Annotated in this window: 16 protein-coding genes; 8 read left to right on the top strand and 8 right to left on the bottom strand. The window is 42.5% G+C overall.

Annotated features, from left to right (window positions below; translation table 11 throughout):
- Positions 1-114 precede the first annotated feature (114 nt).
- From ABWY16_RS00770 to ruvX, 7 genes are all read right to left on the bottom strand, one after another.
- Complete coding sequence (locus ABWY16_RS00770) at positions 115-1,134, bottom strand: DUF3078 domain-containing protein (RefSeq protein ID WP_353902743.1); 1,020 nt, start codon at positions 1,132-1,134, stop codon at positions 115-117.
- A gap of 90 nt (positions 1,135-1,224) precedes the next feature.
- Positions 1,225-1,548: a hypothetical protein gene (locus tag ABWY16_RS00765; protein ID WP_353902742.1), complete on the bottom strand. Its 324-nt coding sequence runs from the start codon at positions 1,546-1,548 to the stop codon at positions 1,225-1,227.
- Entirely contained in the window at positions 1,545-2,303 is a 759-nt protein-coding gene (locus ABWY16_RS00760) for a hypothetical protein (protein ID WP_353902741.1), read from the bottom strand. Before ABWY16_RS00760 ends, ABWY16_RS00765 begins: the two co-directional genes overlap by 4 nt.
- Before the next feature lie 48 nt (positions 2,304-2,351).
- Positions 2,352-3,188 carry a glucosaminidase domain-containing protein gene (locus ABWY16_RS00755; protein WP_353902740.1) on the bottom strand — a complete coding sequence of 279 codons (837 nt, stop codon included), beginning with the start codon at positions 3,186-3,188 and terminating at the stop codon, positions 2,352-2,354.
- The gene (locus ABWY16_RS00750) at positions 3,188-3,895 is read right to left on the bottom strand and encodes a glucosaminidase domain-containing protein (RefSeq protein ID WP_353902739.1); all 708 of its coding nucleotides are present in this window, start codon (positions 3,893-3,895) and stop codon (positions 3,188-3,190) included. Before ABWY16_RS00750 ends, ABWY16_RS00755 begins: the two co-directional genes overlap by 1 nt.
- Positions 3,896-3,898: 3 nt before the next feature.
- On the bottom strand, positions 3,899-4,534 hold the full coding sequence (locus ABWY16_RS00745) for an O-methyltransferase (protein ID WP_353902738.1): 636 nt from the start codon (positions 4,532-4,534) through the stop codon (positions 3,899-3,901).
- Between the two features lie 7 nt (positions 4,535-4,541).
- Entirely contained in the window at positions 4,542-4,958 is a 417-nt protein-coding gene (ruvX, locus tag ABWY16_RS00740; protein ID WP_353902737.1) for a Holliday junction resolvase RuvX, read from the bottom strand.
- Between the two features lie 39 nt (positions 4,959-4,997).
- Between ruvX and ABWY16_RS00735 the strand changes: the two genes are divergently transcribed.
- Genes ABWY16_RS00735 through ABWY16_RS00725 form a run of 3 tightly spaced genes read left to right on the top strand, consistent with a single transcriptional unit; the run spans position 4,998 to position 8,117 of the window.
- Complete coding sequence (locus ABWY16_RS00735) at positions 4,998-6,146, top strand: DNA polymerase III subunit (protein ID WP_353902736.1); 1,149 nt, start codon at positions 4,998-5,000, stop codon at positions 6,144-6,146.
- A gap of 2 nt (positions 6,147-6,148) precedes the next feature.
- Complete coding sequence (locus tag ABWY16_RS00730; protein ID WP_353902735.1) at positions 6,149-7,642, top strand: PSP1 domain-containing protein; 1,494 nt, start codon at positions 6,149-6,151, stop codon at positions 7,640-7,642.
- Entirely contained in the window at positions 7,629-8,117 is a 489-nt protein-coding gene (locus ABWY16_RS00725) for a gliding motility lipoprotein GldH (protein WP_353902734.1), read from the top strand. The genes ABWY16_RS00730 and ABWY16_RS00725 overlap by 14 nt, the downstream gene beginning before the upstream one ends.
- Positions 8,118-8,147: 30 nt before the next feature.
- On the opposite strand, the gene ABWY16_RS00720 is transcribed toward ABWY16_RS00725, so the two are convergent.
- Entirely contained in the window at positions 8,148-9,449 is a 1,302-nt protein-coding gene (locus ABWY16_RS00720) for a UDP-N-acetylmuramoyl-tripeptide--D-alanyl-D-alanine ligase (protein ID WP_353902733.1), read from the bottom strand.
- 100 nt (positions 9,450-9,549) lie between these two features.
- Between ABWY16_RS00720 and ABWY16_RS00715 the strand changes: the two genes are divergently transcribed.
- The 5 genes from ABWY16_RS00715 (at position 9,550) to ABWY16_RS00695 (ending at position 22,369) form a co-directional block, all read left to right on the top strand.
- On the top strand, positions 9,550-12,033 hold the full coding sequence (locus tag ABWY16_RS00715) for a M14 metallopeptidase family protein (RefSeq protein WP_353902732.1): 2,484 nt from the start codon (positions 9,550-9,552) through the stop codon (positions 12,031-12,033).
- Positions 12,034-12,408: 375 nt separating this feature from the next.
- Positions 12,409-15,711 carry a SusC/RagA family TonB-linked outer membrane protein gene (locus ABWY16_RS00710; protein ID WP_353902731.1) on the top strand — a complete coding sequence of 1,101 codons (3,303 nt, stop codon included), beginning with the start codon at positions 12,409-12,411 and terminating at the stop codon, positions 15,709-15,711.
- An 11-nt stretch (positions 15,712-15,722) separates the two neighbouring features.
- Positions 15,723-17,147 carry a SusD/RagB family nutrient-binding outer membrane lipoprotein gene (locus ABWY16_RS00705; protein WP_353902730.1) on the top strand — a complete coding sequence of 475 codons (1,425 nt, stop codon included), beginning with the start codon at positions 15,723-15,725 and terminating at the stop codon, positions 17,145-17,147.
- A gap of 512 nt (positions 17,148-17,659) precedes the next feature.
- Positions 17,660-20,887 (top strand): SusC/RagA family TonB-linked outer membrane protein, encoded by a 3,228-nt coding sequence (locus tag ABWY16_RS00700; protein ID WP_353902729.1) that lies wholly within the window; start codon positions 17,660-17,662, stop codon positions 20,885-20,887.
- 15 nt (positions 20,888-20,902) lie between these two features.
- Positions 20,903-22,369, top strand: coding sequence for a SusD/RagB family nutrient-binding outer membrane lipoprotein (locus ABWY16_RS00695; protein ID WP_353902728.1), 1,467 nt, complete (start codon positions 20,903-20,905; stop codon positions 22,367-22,369).
- The last annotated feature ends 173 nt before the right edge of the window (positions 22,370-22,542 follow it).

Raw genomic sequence — 22,542 nt, 5'->3', positions numbered from 1 at the left:
TCAAACATGTTTTATTAATTGATAGTCAATTACTTAATCTGTAATGGTAGTAGTATACAAAGTTGCAAACATTTTTAATAACAATCAAACATTAAATCTGATGTATCCAATAGTTTAGCGGGGGAACACAAAGGCAAAGCCCATCGCTAAAACCTGACTGCCCTGTATTTTTGAGGTGACGTTTTTATCGTATAAGCCAACTCCTGTTACCGACACATTGATCAGGCGGTTAACTTTTGCTGTAACTGTTACATCCAGACGGTGAGAAGTATAGTTGATCTCATTGTAAGGCATGAAAAGGTTGTATCTCAGTTTCAGGTTTACATTGGACATGATGTCTTTATCCAGATTGGCTGTCAGCTGGAATGCCGCCTCATTCTTGAAGGTATCGCCTGCCGGTACACCATAGTTATCGGTGAGAACTGTAGAATCCCTGCGGAGGGCCGCCGCAACAAGTTCATCGTTGTCCAGCACGAAAGTCTGTTTGGCAGTTCCCAAACCGATCCTGGTTGAAAAATACTTTACGGGTTTATACTCCAGACCGACAGATTCTGTCAGATAACCAGGAGACATAAACTTGGAAATTAATGTTGCCCTTTCATTTCCCAGCGGATCGGTATCATAGGAGAAGCCATTGTCAAACTGCGATTCAAATGTTAAGGCCCCGTAGAAGTACCAGGTTCTTGACAGTTGCAGGGCAACCTTGTTATCCCAGAAAATCCTGTCCTGACTTTTCTTTTGCAACTGGTCTTTGTTCTTTATTTTCCCATATTGCAGATTCAGCTCACTGATATAGCTGTAATCCTCCTTTACGTATTCTGCTTTATAGTTTACCAGACCACCAACGGCCAAAGAGTTTACACCACCTCCTGTCCAGTTGTTACTGAATGAGGCCTGGTTGATATTCAGCCCGATAGAGGTTGTTGTTCTCCAGTAATTCACTTTTGAACTGATCACCACAGGATTAATTTCGACAGGTTTAAAGATAATATTTCCTCTCAATGAAGGCAGAGGGCTTTTTTTAAGTTTAAGATCCATGTCCCGGATGTTAAAAGGAATCGAATCTACTTCCTGGGCAACAGCGTGTGCTGATACGGCGAATAATAAAAATAAACTAGCATATAAACCTCTCATTGTTACAAAGAAAAGAAAAAATGTTCTTACCGGACCTTTAATTGATATAAAAATATTAATGCTAAATGGATTACCTGCTTAAATAGCACCTTAAAAATACCTTAGCCACGAATATAAAACTCTGTTTTGTAAATAATTTAAATTTTTGTCATTTGCGTATGCTTCCTTTTCAAAACAAATATTAAAATAGGCTTTTGAATGGTCTCTGAACCTGATCAGGTTAACCAGATAGAAAGCCAGGTACAAGACATAAAATGGAACGATCAGTAGTTCCAGTTGCTGTATAAAATGGATTTTTTCATGGTTGATCAGCAGAGGCTGGCTTTTTTGACCGGGATCCCTGAACAGCATAAAAGGAAAAAGAGCCATGGCACTTGCCGGAAGAAATCTACAGGTTACGGCCCAGTATTTCATAAATGATCAATTTTTATCTGCGGCAGCGGCTGGAGCCTCAACGCCCTCGGATTCCGTTTATAAGAGGCATAATTGTTTCTGAGGAAGACGATAAAGGCATAATCCGAAGCCATAAGTACAAAATCATAACTTGGGCGGTACTGCTGCATATAGTCTTCAAGTTCAAAACCTTTGATCCTCAGCGCGCGCCCAACGAATTTAGCATTATACCTGTAATCGATCACCTCTTCCTTGTAATCCCTTTCAAGAATGGCCTGGAGATGCCTTGCATTACGGCCCTTTCTGCTCAGCAGGTTATAGATCGCATCAATGCCCAGCCCAACTCCCCTTGAATTTAAATTCAGGAGATCCTTTGAACTGCCGCGGTCGGTCGCATATTTATAATCCTTCAGTGTCTGATCATAATGGTCTTTGGGATTGGGATTAAGCGTGCGGCCTAAAATAGCAACTTCCCTCAGCTGGATGGCCAGAGGCCTGAGCTGAAAGTAAATGGCATTGTTCCCTTTGTAAACCAGCGTATCTACCCCATAACCTTCAAGAGCGGCAAAAAGGGTATCCCCAACCGAAGCCTGGGTAGAAAACTCACCTTTGTTGTTATTGTATAACCCTTCGTCATTGTGCGAATTGTAAATATATACTTTCGCCAGGCGCTGCTTGGATACTCTGTCTACAACAAATCCCTGTACAGGTTTTGTTTGGGCCGAGCTTATAAAGGCAAAGGCAGACAGGAAGAATAGCAGGATAAACAGTTTCATTGACCGGCAAAATTACAAATAGGCGCAGCTAAAGCGATGATATTAACATTATTTAACTACTACAAGTTTCTGGCCAATCTTAATTCCCTCGTCATGCATGTTGTTGAGCGACTTCAGCTCATCTACCGTCATATTGTACCTTTTGGCAATATTATACAAGGTATCGCCCTTTTGCACTGTATAATTGGGGTCTGTCGTATTGATCACCTGTTTTGATGGCGGCGTTTCTACCGGGGCAAATTTCTTGGTTTCCTTAGGAATATTGGCATTGATTTCTGTAAATACCCTGTCTTCACGTTTGATCTTATCCGGCTCGGATTCAGGCTGGTCGTACTGGTGCAGCTGGTATTTTTCTATGGTATTGATCAGCATATCCGGATATCTGGGATTGGTGGCGTAACCAGCCTGTTTCAGTCCTTTTGCCCAGTTCACATAGTCATTCTTATCCAGCTCAAATAATGCGCTGTAACGTTTTCTCTTTAAGAACTCTGAGTGGTCCTTATAAGAATCACGGGCATCTTTGTAGACCCTGAAACAATCATTGCTCTTATCATCATCCTTATAGTAGGCCTTTCCCTTCCATTCAGAAGTACATTTGATGCCAAAGTGGTTATTGGCATATTTGGCCAGGCTGCTGTTTCCGCTGCCCGATTCGATAATTCCCTGCGCCAGTGTGATACTCGCAGGAATACCATAAGTATTCATTTCTTCTATAGCCACACCTTTAAAAACATCAATATAGCTGAGGGTTGTGAAATCAGTAAAATTAGGATTTGCCTTGTTGGCAGCACTCTCGATTTTCTTGTTATTCCTGTGATACTGTCTTGATTTGCAGGAAACAAGGAAAATGATTCCTATAGCGAGCGATAATGATAGCTTCTTCATTAAAATCTGATTTTCTGGCCTGGTTGCAGTGCTGATCTTTTTAACCCGTTTTTGCGCATCAGTGCTTTGGCAGATGTGCCATGCGATTCAGCAAGCCTGTTCAGGTTATCTCCTTTTCTGACAGTGTAGATTCTTGAAGCGTTATGGCGGCGCTTGCGGGAATGAGCCCGATAATGTGCCTTCTTTACAACGGGAACTATCTTCACCGGTTCTGTGTAATCAGACGGCCGGTCATCATACTGGTAAAGTTCGTACTTATCGATAATGGCGATAACTTGTTTTGCCCAGGTCCTGCTGGCTGCATAACCCCCGCGCTGAATGCCCTTTGCCCATGCTGCGTAATCATACTGGTCGCACTTATCGAAAAGTTTATTGAAAGAGGACTTGTTCTGAAGTACTTCTACAAAGTTATCATAAGATTCGTCGGCAGATTCATAATCACGGTAAGAAGAGCTGATCTCTGTGTTGTTGTTTGATCCCTTTATGCCAAAATGGTTGTTCAGGTGGCGGGCAACTTTACTTTTTCCGGCGGCCGATTCGTGAATGGCTACGGCTAAGATCACGCTGGCGGGAACGTCATACTCCCGCATGAGCTCCTGTGCATGGTCTGTATGTTCTTCTACATAGTCCTGGATCGTCTGACTATGAGCTGCTGAGCCCAGTAAAGTGATAGTCAGGAAGGTAAGGAATAAGTTTTTTAAATTCATGTGCTACTTTTTTCTGATGATAAACAAGCCATCTCTCACGGGCAGGATAAGTTTCTCTACCCGGTCATCTGCTGCAACCTTATCATTAAATGTACTAATATTTCTGGTGTCCTTGTCTTGCTGGTTGGTCAGGATTTTCCCGCTCCACAAAACATTATCTACTATAATGAGTCCCCCCGGCCTTACCCGGTCAAAGATAAGGTCGTAATAGGTACCATTATTTTTTTTATCAGCATCAATAAAGACAAGGTCGAAAACCTCATCCAGATCATTTACTGTCCGGGTAGCATCACCCAGTATATATTTTATCTGTGCATCATAGGGCGATTCGGCAAAATATCCGCGTACCCTGTCTTCCAGTTCTATGTTAATGTCCAGTGTGTAGAGTATGCCGTCTGTGGCTAATCCTTCGGCAAGGCAAAGTGTGGCATATCCTGTAAAGGTACCGATCTCCAGAACGCGTTTTGGAGTAATCAGTTTGCTGAGCATGCTCAGAACCCTGCCCTGGTAGTGTCCGGAGAGCATTCTTGGCATTAAAACCCTGAGATGAGTTTCCCTGTCGATCCGCTGCAGCAGCACGTTTTCGGGTTCGCAGAATTTCAGCAGTAAATCTTGTAAATCTTCTTTGATCAGGCTCATTAATCTTTTATAAACGGTGTTCCTCCATGAAATATTGTAAAATGATTGTCGCGGCGATCGTATCTACCCTTTCCTTATTTTTTCTGTCCTGCTTTTTTAAGCCACTTTGCATAATCGCCTCATGCGCCAGTTTCGAGGTAAACCTTTCATCCACCCAGTGCTGAGGAACCTCTGGGAAGCTCTTTCTAAGCAGGGTAGAAAAGCCTTTTACATGCTGTGCAGATTCGGAAGGAGAGCCATCCATCTGTTTTGGGTTTCCGATTACAAAGGCCTCTACCGGCTCTGTAAGCAGGTATTTTTTGATATAATCAATAATATCTTTTGGGTGTACGGTATCCAGTCCGGTAGCAATAATCTGCAGGGGATCGGTAACGGCAATACCGATACGTTTGGTGCCATAATCAAATGCGATAATACGTGACATAGCTGCAAAGATTGTTATAAATTTACTATTTTGCACCAAATGCAGTTTAAAGACATCGTAGGACAGGAGGAAATCAAGCGGCAGCTGGTGCAAACCGTTACCGAAAACAGGGTAAGTCACGCCCAGTTGTTTCTCTCTGCTGAAGGTACCGGGGCATTACCTCTGGCCATCGCCTATGCACAGTATATCAACTGTCTTGACCGTACAGCAACAGACAGTTGCGGAGTATGTTCTTCCTGCCGTAAGTACGAAAGGTATATCCATCCCGACTTACATTTTTCTTATCCTTTCTTTGCTTCCAAGGATGTCAAGATTGCAGTCGATGTACTCGAAGAGTGGCGTTCGATGCTGCTTTCGGATCCTTATGTAGATCTGGATATCTGGAGAGGACAGCTGAGTGCCGACAATAAACAGGCAAACATCAATATCGCCGAGTGTCACGATATTATAAAAAAACTAAGTTACAAAGCTTTTGAGGCAGAAACCAAGGTGCTGATCATGTGGCTGCCGGAATACCTTGAAAAAGAAGGAAACTCCCTGCTGAAGATCATTGAGGAACCACCTGCAAATACATTGTTCCTGCTGGTGGCTAACAACCAGGAGCATATACTGTCTACACTTCTATCCAGAACACAGATTGTAAAAATCCCGAAACTGCCGGGCGAAACCATCGAGCACTACCTGATGTCGAAGCATAATTTATCTGATGAGCAGGCTGCAACCTATAGCTTTCTGGCCGATGGTAATTTGATTGAGGCCAAGTCGCTGGCCGCCCATGCGCATAACGACAATGCAGAGATCTTCGCCGAGTGGCTGAGACTGGGATATGGCAACAGGGGCCTCGACCTGATCGCTTTTACAGATCAGGCAGCAGGCTGGGGCAGGGAAAATCAAAAGAATTTTTTGAAGTACGGAATCAGCTTTCTGAGAGAGTGCAGCCTCATCCTGAGCGGGGCAGACAGTCTGGTAAAACTGCCTTTAAGGACATTAGACACGGCACATAAGCTATGCAAACATGTGCTTAACCTTAACATGGCATCGGCTATAATTTCGGAGTTAGAACAAGCACATTACCATATTGAACGGAATGCAAACCCTAAAATCCTATTTTTAGATGTATCTTTACAATTGGTAAAAATTATTAAGTTTAAAACGCTCCCGAAAGGGACTCAATATATATACAATTAGTTATGGGATGTGGAAGTTGTTCTACCGGTGGCGGTTGCGCCCCCTCAGGCTGCAAAAGTAACGGTTCATGCGCTACTGGAGGCTGCCAGAAGATGGAAGTTTACGATTGGCTGTCTAATTTGGACATGCCCTCAAATTATAAACCTTTTCAGGTTATAGAAGTTAAATTCAAAGGTGCAAGGAAAGAATTCTATCTGAATACAGATAATATTTACCTGGAGATCGGAGAACTGATCGCGGTAGAAGGTTCTACCGGCGGATATGATATAGGCCACGTCTCTTTAACAGGAGAACTGGTGCGTATGCAGATGAAACGCCGCAAAACACCTATTGATCAGGTTACCCGTAAGGTGTACCGCAAAGCTACAGAAGCTGATGTAGACAAATGGAAACTGGCAAAGGACCTGGAATGGGAAACTATGCACAAGGCCCGTACGCTGGCACTCGACCTGCGTCTGTCCATGAAGATCAGTGATGTGGATTACCAGGGGGATAAAACCAAGGCAACCTTCTTTTATACTGCCGAAGGCAGAGTAGATTTCAGGGAGCTGATCAAAAAAATGGCAGAGACCTTCCGTATCAGGATCGAAATGCGCCAGATCGGAATGCGCCAGGAAGCCGGCAGGCTGGGCGGGATCGGTTCTTGCGGACGCGAATTGTGCTGCTCTACCTGGTTAACGAATTTCAAAACTGTATCTACGGCTGCTGCAAGGTATCAGAACCTTTCGCTGAATACACTGAAACTTGCAGGCCAGTGCGGTAAGTTAAAATGCTGTCTCAATTATGAGCTCGATACCTATCTGGATGCCCTTAAAGATATTCCTGACCGTGTAGAGAACCTTCAGACTGAAGTGGGAACTGCCCGTCACCAGAAAACAGATATCTTCAAGAAACTGATGTGGTTCAGCTATCCTAACCAGGAAGACTGGATTCCATTGAAAGTGGACCGTGTGAAAGAGATCATGGCCATGAATAAAAAGGGTCAGAAACCAAGTAACTTAAAAGATGAAGCCGTAGAGCTTGCTACTACTGTGATCGTTGAAAAAGTTCATGATTATGAAAATGTTGTTGGCCAGGACAGCTTAACGCGTCTGGACGATAAAAGAAATAAAAATAACCGCAATAATAACAACAGGAACAAACCTGCAGGAGCAAACAGGCCTGAGCGTGAGCGTTCGCCTAAACCTGCCCAGGCAGCAGGACAGAGACAGCCACAAGCTGGTCAGAAGTCCGGTCAATCTGGTCAAAGGCCAGCTCCGCAGGGGCCAAAACAGCCGCAGCAAGGACCAAGACAACCTCAGCAGGGACCAAAACAGGCGCAGCCAAACCAAAGATCTGCTGATAACAGGAGACAGGAAGTAAAAAAAGCTCCTGAAGCCGTTAACACAGAAGAAGGGGGCGAAGTGAAAGCACCATCAGCAAGCAGAAATAACAGGAGCAGGAATAACCGCAGACGTAACAAACCATCGGATAAACCAAAAAATGAAGAGAATTAATCTTTTTGTGTGGGTAGTATGCACCTTCCTTCTTTCGGGAATGGCCGGATGCAATACCAATAACCTGATTGACACGAATGTTGAAATGCCCCAGCGCAACTGGAGCTATGTAGATAAAGTAAAGGCCGTTGTAGGTATCAAAGATAACACAAAGGCCTTTGCCTTAAAATTTAAACTCAGGCATACGGCAGATTACAGATACTCCAATATGTATATACTAATGCATATGAGCGGACCCGGACTGCCAAAGGTTACCCGGCGTTACGAATATAAACTGGCAGAATCAGACGGGCAATGGCTTGGGAAAGGTTCAGGTAACCTTTATACTTATGTTCTTCCCCTGCTTTCTGAATATCATTTCCCGCAGTCCGGTAATTATACCATAGAGATTGAACAGAACATGCGCGATAACCCGCTCAGGGAAATCAGCGATGCAGGGATTATTGTAGCAGGAAGCAGTACTGTACCGCGTTAATTATCCTGCAGCATTAGCCATCAGCCCTGCTTATAAAAGCGGCAATAATTGCTCAAGCGCCATCCCTCTTGAACCTTTCAGCAAAACAAGGCTATCTTTAACAGGGTTGCTTTCCATCCATTCCATAGCTTCTGCCGGGGTATTGAAGAACTCACCTTCATGGCTGCCTTTCAGCGCATAAAAATGTTTTCCAATAAAAATCACTGTATTTAATCCTGATTTTCCGGCAAGGCTGGCAATCTCTTCGTGTTGTTCCGGAGCCTCGGCTCCCAATTCAAACATATCGCCGATAATGGCTACCTTATTTGATGCTGCCAGCGAAGAAATATTATTGAGCGCTGCAGTCATACTGCTCGGATTGGCATTGTAAAAATCACAGATCACCATATTGCTTTCTGTTTTCGTTAACTGCGACCTGTTGTTTTTTGGTGCGTAACCCGCCAGGCCTTCGTTGATCTGTTCTACAGTCAGGTTAAAAAATGCGCCAATACAAATTGCAGCAAGAATATTTTCGAAATTATAAGCCCCCGTGAGGTTTGTTTGTACTGAAAAATATTCATCTCTGCCTTTCCAGTTCAGGGCTATCACAGGATCAGACTTGACCAGCTGACCCGTGATAAAATTTACCCCTTCAGTGCCATAATAAATAAGGTGGTCCAGTCCGGCAGCCACACTCATTTCTCTGATCAGCAGATTATCCTGATTGATGAAAGCTGTCCCTTTTTCATTTTTCAGGTAGGCAAAGAGTTCTCCTTTTCCCTTTTTAACCCCTTCAAATCCGCCAAATCCATCCAGGTGTGCCCTGCCGATATTAGTAATCAGTCCGTGTGTAGGTTGCGCAATGCCACATAAAAACTCGATCTCTTTTTGATGGTTGGCACCCATTTCTATCACAGCAATCTCCGTATCAGATTTGATGGACAAAATGGACAGCGGGACACCGATATGATTATTTAAATTCCCTTTGGTAGCGAAAGAACGGTATTTCTCGGAAAGTACCGCGTTAATCAGTTCTTTGGTGGTTGTCTTTCCATTGCTGCCGGTTAATCCTATGACAGGGATACGCAGCTGGCTGCGGTGATATCTTGCCAGTCCCTGCAACGTGGTCAGAACGTCGTCCACTAAAATGCAGCGGTCATCCAGCTGGAAAGCAGGATTGTCTATAATTACAAAGGCAGCGCCCAGGTTCAGCGCATTCCTCGCAAATACGTTGGCATCAAAATTTTCCCCCTTCAGTGCAAAAAATAAGCATCCCGGCGTGATATTCCTGGTATCTGTAGATATAGTAGGATAAGACAAGTAATGATGATAGATCAAATCGATTTCGGACATGGCTGATTCTTGTAATTATAAATGGTAAAATTACACTATGGATCACACACTAAAAAGATTCTTTACTATTTTGCAGTAGAAATACTATTATCTGCTGACAATGAAAAGAATTTTACTGCCTGTTACCTTTTTGCTTATCGGGATCACAGCCCTCCGCGCACAAATCAAATCGCCTGATGATTTTCTCGGATATCCGCTGGGCAGTAAATTTACCTCTCATTACCAGATCCTTGCCTATTTCAAATACCTGGCCGGGGTCAACAGGAATATCCGGCTGATCAGCTATGGGAAAACGTATGAAAACAGGGAACTTATGGTCGCTGTCATCTCTTCCACAGCAAATATAGAGCGGCTTGAAGAAATCAGGACAGCCAATCTCAGCCTGACCAAAGGCGGGCAACAGACTAACCTCAGCAAACAGCCCGCAGTATTATGGATGAGCTATAATGTACATGGTAATGAAGCAAGCTCTTCAGAAACGGCCATGAAGACTTTGTATACACTTGCTGAAGGATCTTTTGGCCGCACAAAAGAATGGCTGGAAAACACGGTTGTACTGATAGACCCCTGTTTAAATCCTGATGGCAGGGAACGGTATATCAATTTCTACAATTCAGTAGTAGGAGCAAAACCCAATGCTAATCCTGCAGCCAGAGAGCATAATGAGCCCTGGCCAAGAGGTAGGGTTAACCACTATTATTTTGACCTTAACCGCGACTGGGCATGGCAAACCCAGATCGAGACACAGCAGCGTCTGGCATTATATCATGAATGGATGCCGGAAGTTCATATCGACTTTCATGAGCAGAGTTATAATGACCCCTATTATTTCGCGCCCGCCGCTGAACCTGTTCACCAGGATATAACCCCATTCCAGCGCGAGTTTCAGATTATAGCCGGAAAGAACAACGCAAAATATTTTGATGAAAACGGCTGGCAGTACTTTACCAAAGAACGCTTTGATCTTCTGTATCCTTCTTACGGGGATACCTATCCTTTATATAACGGAGCTATAGGGATGACTTATGAGCAGGGTGGAATCAGTGCAGGACTGGCTGTGCAAATCGCAAGCGGGGATACCCTGACATTGAAAGACCGAATAAGTCATCATTTTACCACTGGTATGGCTACCCTGGAGACAGTTTCCGGACATGCTGGGCTGCTGATCTCTGAATTCAGGAAGTACTTTGATCAATCGGCCGCCAATGCCCCGGGCAATTATAAATCCTATGTTGTTAAAGCCGATAACCTGAGCCGCCTGCGTAAGCTGGCCAGCCTGCTTTCAAAAAACCATATAGAATACGCCTTCGGCGGAGAGAAAACAATGAGCGGGTACAATTTCGAAACCAGGAAAACGGAGACTTTCAGGATCCGGCGAAATGACATGGTGGTAAGTTTAAAACAGCCTGCCGCCGTATTGGCCAATGTACTCTTCGAGCCTGAAACAAAAGTGACGGATTCCAATACCTATGATATCACGGCCTGGGCACTGCCCTATGCTTACGGACTGAATGCTTTTGCGACCAGGGAAACCGTAAACGGTGCGTTTACTGCGCTTGACGAGCTTACTGATGCGCCTGATGTGGCCGAAAAACCTTATGCATGGATCTTGCCCTGGAACGGCTTGGAAGATGCCAGAATTCTCATTTCCCTGCAGCGGCATGGTATAAAAGTGCGGATGGCAGAGCAGGCATTTACGATTGGTACCAAGGTTTATCCTGAAGGTTCCCTGCTGATCTACAGGATTGAGAATGAAAAGATCAATAAAGATATATCTGATAAGGTAACTGCAGTATCCAAAGATTTTAACAAGCCATTCGCCAGTATTTCAAGTGGCTTTGTCCAGAAGGGAAAAGATTTTGGTTCCTCGGTTTATCCTCTGCTCAGTATTCCAAAGGTGGCGATGGTTGCCGACGGGGATGTCTCTGCTTCCGGTGCCGGCGAAATATGGCACTTCTTTGAGCAGGAACTGAAATATCCGCTGAACATTATAAATGAAAAAGACCTTGGTAATCTGGAGCTGGCTACAACGAATGTGCTGATCCTGCCGGACGGGGAATACCTTCGTAAAAACATCGAGAAACTGGAGAACTGGATTTACAGGGGTGGTAAAGTCATCCTTATGGAAGAGGCCATCTCCAGTGTAACCGGGATTAAACCCTTTGAGATCAAAAAGAAAGAGTTCCCTGTTCCTGTAGAAAATGAGGTGCTCGCCAGGGCTTATAAAGAAAAAGGCGAAGACAATACTGCCGACGCCATCCCAGGGGCTATTTACAAAGTGAACCTGGATCACACACATCCGCTCAGCCTTGGGTTGGGTGAATTTTATTATACGCTGAAGACCGACGATAAGATATATGAACTGCTTCCTAAAGGCTGGAATGTTGGAGTTTTAAAGCCCAGCGCCCTGATGGCGGGTGTCGTTGGACGAAATATTCAGAAAAAACTAGGTAGCGGACTTGTTTTTGGTGTTCAGCCGGCCGAAAAAGGAAATATAGTTTATTTCTCCACGGATATTTTGTTCCGTTCTTTCTGGGAAAGCGGAAAACAGCTGTTTACAAACGCTATCTTTTTGATTAATTAATGACTTTTATTGAATTATGGGCTAAATGCTCATTTAAGGCGTATTTGTTGACAAAAAAAATGTGCTTATTCCAATGTTGCGTAAACAAATGAAAATAAAAAGTTGCTGAGGTAATTTATTTCATATATCTTAGGGTATAATTAACTGATTATTTACTAAGAAACCTAAAAATTTTGAGTGAAAACTTCGGTTTGGACCTCTTTTCCCGCATTGCAGAGCTCAATTAAATGCGTGATACAACTTAAAAAACCTGAAGTCTATTTAGCCATTTGCGCAGTTGCGCCGCTTATCTTTTCGGTAAGTTAGAGTTGGATATTCTTTTTATTTAAAGGGTGCAATCATATTTAATTATTAACTATCTAACTTTATTTTTTTATGAAAAAACTTATACTAAGTTTGTTCGTTTTTCTATGCGTTGCGGTATCAGCAATTGCACAGGACCGAACTGTTACTGGTACGGTCAAAGGCAAGGATGACGGGCTTCCGGTTCCTGGAGTATCAGTAAGGGTAAAAGGTACATCAAATGCTGTTGCAACCGGCTCAGACGGTAAATTTGCAATCAGGGTACCCGCAGGATCAACTGCATTAGAGTTCTCATCTGTCGGTTACGCAAGACAGGAAATCCCATTGGGTTCAGGAAATATCATCAATGTCACGCTCACGCAGGATTCCAAAGTCCTGGGAGAAGTAGTGGTAACGGCATTAGGTATCCAACGGAACAGGAACCAGGTTGCCTATGCAGCGCAAACCCTTGACGGGGCGGCGGTAAGTGAAAACCGTTCGTCTAATCTGGGCAGCAGTTTATCAGGTAAGGTTTCTGGTTTGGAGATACGTCAGAACAACACTTTGGGGGGGTCTACAAATGTGGTCATCCGTGGTGTAAAGTCGATGACGCAAAATAACCAGGCTTTATTTGTTATCGATGGTGTTCCTGTTGCCAATAACAACATGAATACATCTGATCAGCAAAGTGGTATTGGAGGTTATGATTACGGTAATCCTGCATCAGATATCAATCCCGATGACGTAGAGAACATCACTGTACTAAAAGGTGCTGCAGCGTCTGCCTTGTACGGCTCACGTGGTAGTAATGGTGTAATTCTGATCACCACAAAAAAGGGGAAATCCGGATTGAACATCACTTTAAATACGGGTATCAGTTTGGGTATAATGGATAAGAGTACCTTTCCAAAGTACCAGAAGAAATACGGTGGCGGTTACGGTCCCTATTATGGTACAGATGAATCAAATTACCTTGTAGACAATGTTGATATCAATGGTGATGGCGTAAATGACCTTGTTGCACCTTTAACTGAAGATGCATCTTATGGCCAGAAGTTCGATCCGAACTTGTTGGTTTATCAATGGGACGCATTCGATTCCACCTCTCCGAATTTTGGTAAAGCAACTCCATGGGTGGCAGCGAAGAACGATCCAACAACCTTCTTTGAAAAACCATTGTCCAATAACCAAAGTATCATGATCAGCAACAGCTATGATAAAGGATCTTTCAAACTTGGCTATACAAGAGACAATCAGAACGGTATTTTACCGAATTCCAATATTCAGAAAAACACGGTAAACTTTGGGTCTACATATAATATATCAAAAAGATTGACTGCAGGTGCCGATGTAAACTATTCAACAGTTGATGGAAGAGGAAGATACGGAACAGGATACAGTGGTGCTGGTGCATACAATCCTGCAACAAACTTCAGGCAGTGGTGGCAAACCAACGTGGATGTGAAAGAACTTGAAGCAGCTTATTTCAGGGCTAAAGACCGTTCTGCTGCCAATCCTGCATTCGTAGGTCAGGAGAACGTTACATGGAACCTTGCTGATTATACCAGTGGAAGACCAATTTTCTGGGATAACCCTTATTTCTCCAGGTATGAGAATTTTGAAACTGATAACAGAAAACGCGTTATCGGAAATGTCAACATGAACTACAAAGTTACTGACTGGCTGAATCTGATGGGTAGGTATTCATTGGATACATATCATCAGCTACAGGAAGAGAAACAGGCTATTGGAAGTCTTGATGTGCCATTCTATTCAAAATACACCCAGGATTATACAGAATCAAATGTCGATTTCTTAGCAACGGTTAACAAAAAACTGAGCGAAGATTTTAATTTATCCGGCCTGCTGGGGGTAAACGTAAGGAGACAGCGGACGCAATCTGAATATGCCATTACAAATGGCGGATTAGGCTTAAGCGGCATCTACTCACTGAGCAATTCTGTTAGTCCGATCGAGGCGCCAATAGAAATTGATGCGAGACGTGAAGTTCAAGGTGTGTTTGCAGGAGCGACGCTTGCCTATAAAAACACTTATACTTTGGATGGAACAATCAGAAGAGATGCTTCTTCAACATTGCCAAAAAAGAATAACTCTTATTACTACCCATCTGTATCTGCCGGCTTTGTCTTCTCTGAGTTGTTGAAAGATGAACGCGACTGGCTGTCATACGGTAAATTACGTGCAAACTATGCACAGGTAGGATCGGATGCTCCGATTTATACAATTGCAAATACTTATAATATTGCTACGCCTTTCGATGGCAGGTCACAGGCATCTGTATCTACTACCCGCGGATTAATCGAAGCTGTTAAGAACAACCCGGATCTGAAACCAGAGCAATCAAGAAGTAAAGAAGTTGGTGTTGAGGCATCATTCTTTGGCAGCCGTTTAGGGTTGGATGCAACGTATTATAACACTAAAACGATTGATCAGATTTTGCCTGTAAAGGTATCTACTACCACAGGTTACGATTCTAAGTTTCTGAATGCCGGAAGCGTGGTAAACAAGGGTATAGAGCTTTCCCTGAACGGATCTCCTCTTAAAAGCAGGGATTTTGAATGGAAAGTAAATGTGAACTGGACCAGGAACAGAAATAAAGTGACCGAACTGTTTAAAGATGATTCAGGAAATGAAGCTACAAATCTTTCTATCGCCAGCTTCCAGGGCGGTGTTTCTGTGAATGCATCAATTGATCAGCCATTTGGAACAATCAGGGGAACTAATTTTGTTTACAATGAGAACGGGGAGAAAGTTGTGGGTGCAAACGGAAGATACCTGCAATCAGAAAATTCGAATGAGACTATTGGAAACATGAACCCTAAATGGACTGGTGGTATCAATAACAGCTTCAGATATAAAAACTTGAACCTGAGTTTCCTGATTGATGTTCGTAAAGGCGGCAGTGTATTTTCACTGGATCAATATTACGGACTTGCTACAGGTATGTATGAAGAAACTGCTGGCTTGAATGATTTAGGTAATGAGTCACGTCTTCCTATCAGCGAAGGTGGTGGATTTATCAATCCCGGTGTTTATGCCGATGGCACACCTAACACCACTAGAGTGCCGAATGATGAATTTGGAAGTTATGGCTACAGACGTCTCCCGGCTGCCGCGTTTGTTTATGATGCAGGTTACATCAAGTTGAGAGAGGTAATCATTGGTTACTCACTGCCTCAGTCATTAATCAGCAAGATGGGGCCTCTTAAAGGTGTAGATCTTTCCTTAATAGGAAGAAACTTATGGATCATCCATAAAAACCTTCCAAATGCTGATCCTGAAGATGGTTTAAGTTTCGGGAACGTACAGGGATATCAGGTAGGTTCATATCCAAGTGTAAGAACCTTCGCGTTTAACTTAAAAGTTAGATTTTAACATCAAAGATTATGAAAAAGATAATAGTACTACTGGTCCCAATCCTCTTTGCTATGGGGTGTACAAAGGACCTGTCAACTTTAAATAACGATCCTAAAAAGCCACTGAGTGTAACCTCTGCGTCTTTGTTTACCCAGGCACAGCATAATCTTGTTGATATACTTACTTCGGCAAATGTGAACAGGAACATCTTCAGACTGATTGAACAGCAATGGCAGGAAACTACCTATATTGACGAAAGTCAGTATGACATTACTACCAGGCCTATTCCTGACAATCTCTGGAATATATTTTACCGTGATGTGCTGAATAACTTTGAAGCTTCAAGAACCACAATGGCTGTTGACGTTACTGATGCTGCACAGCGCCAGAACGAGATTGCTATTCTTGATATCATGGAAGTATATACCTGGCATTATATTGTTACCACTTATGGTAATGTACCTTACAGCAATGCACTCAACATCGATAATACGTTCCCTAAATATGATGATGCATTAACTATCTATACTGATTTATTAAAAAGGCTTGATGCAGATATTACTGCACTGACTATTGGTAAAGGTAGTCTGGGCAATGCGGATGCTATCTATGCAGGAGATGTGACCCAATGGAAAAAGTTTGCGAATTCCCTTAAGCTCAAACTGGCGATAACAGTTTCAGATGCGAGTCCTGCGCTGGCAAAAACTGCTGCGGAATCTGCTGTTGCAAGTGGTGTATTTATTGCTAATACTGACAACGCTAAATTCCCCTATGTTTCTGCAACACCAAATACAAATCCTGTATGGGTTGATCTTATTCAGAGCGGAAGATTGGATTTTGTTGCAGCCAGTACAATCATTGATAAAATGAATGCACTTACTGATCCAAGATTACCATTGTATTTTACAAAGGATCCTACCGGAGGGTATTCTGGCGGAACACCTGGAGTAAGCAGTGCTTACCCTAATTTCTCTCACACAGCCATCACTACTACGGCACCAGCCTTTCCCGGAAATATCCTGGATTACTCAGAAGTACAGTTTCTGTTGGCCGAAGCTTCTGCAAGAGGCTATAATGTAGGATCTACTGCTGCTGTTTATTATTCGAACGCTATTACAGCATCGATCCTTGACTGGGGTGGAACAGCAGCCTCCGCAGCAACATACCTTGCACAGCCTAACGTTGCTTATGTTACTGCTTCGGGTGATTATAAAGAAAAAATTGGCACCCAGAAATGGATTGCATTTTATAACAGAGGTATCGATGCATGGGTAGATCAGAGACGTTTGGATTTCCCTGTTCTTGAACCTGCAGAAGATGCCCAGAGTGGTTTCCCTGTTCGTTTAACCTATCCGGTAAAAGAACAGAATGTGAATAATACCAACAGGCTTGCTGCAGCTGCAGCAATCGGCGGTGATGCAGTGGAGACAAAGTTATTCTTCGATAAGTTTTAAATAATTCGATTCCAAAAAGAGGCGTATCACTGCAAGGTGGTATGCCTCTTTTTTTTGCAGTTAAATGCAGGTTCGTTTTTAAAAAACAGGTAAACGGTTGTTTGCCAATGTCATTTTTTTGATTAAGTAACGATTTGGTTAAACTTCAAGTCGATGTGACCATTAAATATTGTTCTATGGCGCAAATAATGGTCTTTACTCCAATAAGTTGTATAAAAATAAAAATTAATATTTGTGCCCCTAAATATTTTGATATATCTTAGACTATTATTAACTGATTATTTACTTAAACTATCAATTTATGAGGTGAACCTTCGTTGGTTTGGGCCTCTTTTTGCGCACTGCGAAATCTTACAAATGCGCAATCCAAACCAGAAACCTATTACAGATGCATTTACGAGTCTAGTATTCAATTACAACCTATCTTGCTTGATAAGCTATGGATGTATATTCATCTTCTTTAAATAACGCAATCAATTATTAATTATTATTAACCTAATTTTTATTTCTTTATGAAAAAACTTATACTAAGTTTATTCGTCCTGATGTTTGCCGTATTCGCGGTGAATGCTCAAAACAGGACCTTAACTGGTACAGTGACGGGACAAGACGATGGTCAGCCACTTCCAGGTGTTAGCATTAGAGTCAAAGGCTCACAGGTTGGTGCCCAGGCTGACGTATCAGGAAAGTACTCTATTCAAGTTTCAGGAAACAATCCTGTGTTAGTATTCTCATTTATTGGCTATGTAACAAAAGAGGTTCCTGTAAGTTCATCAGCTACAATCAATGTAACACTTGTTGCTGATAATGCACAACTCAGCGAGATTGTTGTTACTGCAAATTCAATTAAAAGAGAAAAGAGAACACTCGGTTATTCTGCTCCTACCTTAAACAACCAGGAGTTGACGCAAGGACAAAATTCAAGTGTAACCAACTCACTGGCTGGTAAAATTGCAGGTGTGAATATTACAACCACTTCGAATGCTCCAGGTAGTTCATCCAGAATCGTTTTACGTGGTGGTTCATCTATTGCAGGTAACAACCAGGCGCTGATCGTTGTAGATGGTGTACCAATTGATAACTCAAGTGTGATTGGTGGTGCTTCAAGTTTGGCGAGTGTGGATTTCGGTAACAGGGGTAATGATATAAACCCTGAAGATGTGGCTTCAGTAACTGTACTGAAAGGCCCTGCGGCAGCTGCGCTTTATGGAGCAAGAGCATCAAACGGTGCCTTGATTATTACAACGAAAACCGGCGCTAAAAGTGCTAAAACATCGATTACCTTCAGCAGCAATAATGCTTTGTCTTCAATTCTAAAATTACCAGAATTTCAAAATGAGTACGGTCAGGGATATCACACTGATATTGATGAAAACGGTGTCGTTTCTTACGAGAATGATCCAAAGGAAAACTGGAGCTGGGGTGCGCCTTTCACAGGTCAGGTACAACCATGGGGACAGGAAATTGATGGTGTAAGACAGGAAAAAGCATATTCTGCGGTTAAAGACAACGTGCGTGATTTCTTTAAGACAGGTTTTGCTACTACGAATAACCTTTCCCTTTCAGGCGGAGGTGACAAATCAACATTTTTCTTAGGTATCAACTCAGTAAACTCAAACAATATCAATCCTGGAAACAAAGATGTTTACAACAAATACGGTGTTCGCTTTAACGGAACTACTGAATTTAGTAATAATTTTTATGCAGGAGTATCAGTAAACTATTCTAAAGTTAACTCTAACCTGCCCGGTGGTGGACAAGGTTCGGGATCAATCTATAATAACTTATTGCAGACGCCGCGCGATATCAATATCACCGGACTATCAGATCTTAATAATAAATACAATGGATATGGTATTACTAAAGATGATGGTGTCTTAAGTAGTCAGTATGGTTACTACGGTGCTTATACAATGAATCCTTATTGGTTAATTGACAACTATAATAACTATGATGATGTTAGCCGTATAACAGGTAACTTCAATGTTGGTTACAAACCAACTAAATGGTTAGATATTAAAGAGCGCGTAGGTATCGACAGCTACTCTGAGCGCAGAAGATTACAGACTCCTAAATATTCTTTCCTGCCTGCAGATGAAGCTGGAAACTATTCAGCGGATAACGTTCAGACCAATAACGGAGCTTACGAGATCGATCAGTTTAACGTGAATGAGTTTGTACACGACTTAATGGTTACTGCAACCCATAAATTCAACGAAGATTTCCAGGGATCATTAATGATTGGTAATAACATTCGTCAGCGTTACGTTTCTACAGTAAATACTGCAACCAACGCCAGCGGTGGTTTAGTAGTACCAGGATGGTATAACCTGGCTAACAGTAACGGTCCGGTAAACGTAATTACTGATAACATTAGCAGAAGAAGATTAGTGGGTTTGTATGCAGATTTAAACTTGTCTTACAAAAACATGTTATTTTTAGAAGCCACTGCACGTAATGACTGGTCTTCTACCCTGCCTACAGCAAACAACTCTTTCTTTTACCCAAGTGTGAGCATGTCATTCCTGTTCTCAGAATTATTGAAAGAATCGTCTGTATCTAACTGGTTGAGTTATGGTAAAGTAAGAACAAGTTATGCACAGGTAGGTAATGATACTGATCCTTATCAATTATTGAGCACCTATTCAAGAGGTGAAATTCTTGGTAGCTTTGGTAGCACGACTTTCCCATTCGGAAACGTTGCAGCCCTGATGGCAGGCAGCACGATCGGAAATGCGAATCTGAAACCAGAAAAAACCAATTCATTTGAAGTAGGTACAGAGTTAGGGTTCTTCAACAGCCGTCTGAACGTAGATTTCAGTTACTATGCAAACAGCTCTAAAAACCAAATTCTGGCAATTCCTACACCTAATTCAACCGGTTACGGATTTAGTGTTGTAAATGCTGGTGAAATTCAGAATAAAGGTGTGGAGCTTAGCTTAAGAGGTACAGTACTTAAAGCGACAGATTTCTCGATGGAACTTTACGGTACTTATACCAAAAACAACAGTAAAGTCGTTTCCCTTTTGCCAGGCATCTCGCAGGTTAGTATTGGTGGATACTCTGGTATGAGCATCGTCGCTGCTGTAGGTCGTACTTATGGAGAGTTCTATGGCGTAACCAACCGTACTGACGAACAAGGACGTACTATCGTTAGTGCAACTACTGGTTTGCCGTTGCAAACTGCTACTGCTCAATACCTGGGTAGCTACAATCCTAAATATCAGGCTTCACTGGGAACAAACATCAACTACAAAAACTGGACGCTGAACGTGTTGTTCGATACTAAACACGGCGGTGTGTTCTTCTCAAGGACAAAAGACATCATGGCTTTCAATGGTACATCAGCAGAAACTGGTGGCCAGAGATTTGGTACAGTATTCCCGAACTCAGTTACGATCGTAAACGGTGTAAGTGTTCCAAATACCAGTGTTACATATAGCAAAGAGGATTACTATCCTTCTTACGCAGATGGTAACAACATTGTTGACGCTTCTTTTGTAAAATTAAGAAACGCAGGTCTTTCTTACACTTTCAGCAAAGAACAATTGAACAGCAGCCGTATCGGTGGATTAACCATTGGTTTGTTCGGTAACAACTTGTTCTTATGGACACCTAAGGAAAATGCATATGCAGATCCTGAGGTAAACTCTGCTGGTGCTGGAAATGCTCAGGGATTTGACTTTACTGCGAATCCATCAGTTAGGAATTATGGTCTCAACCTTAAAGTTTCATTTTAATAATCTTAAACTCATATGAGAAATCAAAATATGTTTAGCGCTAAGAAACTTATGCTTCTTCTTCTTGCAGGCACAATCAGCCTGGCAGGATGTAAAAAGTACTTAGATGTTAATGATAATCCAAACAATCCGGATTCAGCGACTCCGGCATTATTACTTCCAACAGTGGAAGCATCGGTTGGTCAGCTGATAGGAAACAGTTTCCAGGTTAATGGAGGTATATGGGCACAATTTTGGACTCAGTCTCCTACTGCTTCACAATATAGGACACTTGATCAGTACAACCCGGCGAATACAACCTATGACAGGCCTTGGCTAACGATTTACAGAAGCGCTCTGATCAATGCTGAACTCATCATTAATAACCCGGTGAACAGCCCATATGCTAAAGGTATGGCATACGTTTTAAAAGCATATACTTTTCAGGTAGCTACAGATGCTTTCGGAGATATTCCCCTGGGAGAAGCTTTGAAAGGTAATCAATATACAAGCCCGAAATATGCAACACAGGAACTCGTATACGACAGCGTTTTTACCTACATTGATAAAGGTATTGCCTTGTTAAATACAGCTACTGCTCCTGCAATTGGTGCTCAGGACATGATCTTCCAGGGTAATACTACCAAATGGAAAGCTTTTGCAAATACACTGAAGCTAAAAGCATACCTGAGATTATCACAGGTAAATGCTTCAAAAGCGCAGGCAGGTATTGCAGCTATCTATGCTGCTAATCCAGCTTTTCTTGCAGAAGATGCTTCCATTAAATACACTACTACCGGTGGTAACCAAAATCCGCTTTATAATGAGATGGTTGCTTTAAGCAGAACTCAAAACCTGGTTGCAAGTGGTACTACCGTTAAAGCCTTCAAAGCTAATAACGACCCAAGAGCTTTCAAATTCTATAATTTTGTTAGCGGTGGATCAACAGATACTATTGCGTATATCAATCAGGGAACCTATGCGTCAAACTCGACAAAACGTGTTTCAACTCCCTCAGCTTTAGTTGGTGGTGTTGCAGTTGATGACGCATCTGCTGTTGCCCCTGTGAAATTGATGTCTACCTCTGAAAGTGCTTTCTTGCAAGCGGAAGCAGTAGCACGAGGATGGGCTTCAGGCTCTGTGACTGCTCTGTTCACATCAGGTGTAACTTCCAGCTTTACTTCGGTAGGTTTAACCGCAGCTCAGGCTACTGCTTATCTGGCAGCTGCCCCTGCAGCACAACTAACTACTGATCCTGCTGATCAGATCAAAAAGATCATCACACAGAAATATTTCTCTATGTGTGGATTTCAAGGCTTTGAAGCATGGACAGAATGGAGAAGAACAGGATATCCTGACTTCCTGGTTAGATCTGCTGCTTCGGTCTTAGGTGCCAACACAAGGGTTGCATTAAGAATGCTTTATCCTAACAGTGAAATTACTACAAATGCTAATTACCCGGGTACTCAACTTATTTATACACCAGTATGGTGGGATAAATAGATCCTGATATAAGATTATTTGAAAAGGCCGGCCCCATTATGGAGCCGGCCTTTTTTATTTCCTGCTTTTTCTGCTTCATTTTCCATCCCCTGTTCTGGTCAATTTTATCACCACATCTGGGGATAGTTCACGAAAATAACTTTCGATATGTTTGCCGCTTATCAACATAATCG

This window comes from Pedobacter sp. (assembly GCF_040513095.1).
Taxonomy (GTDB): Bacteria; Bacteroidota; Bacteroidia; order Sphingobacteriales; family Sphingobacteriaceae; genus Pedobacter.
This window is presented reverse-complemented; position numbering and strand designations above follow the sequence as displayed.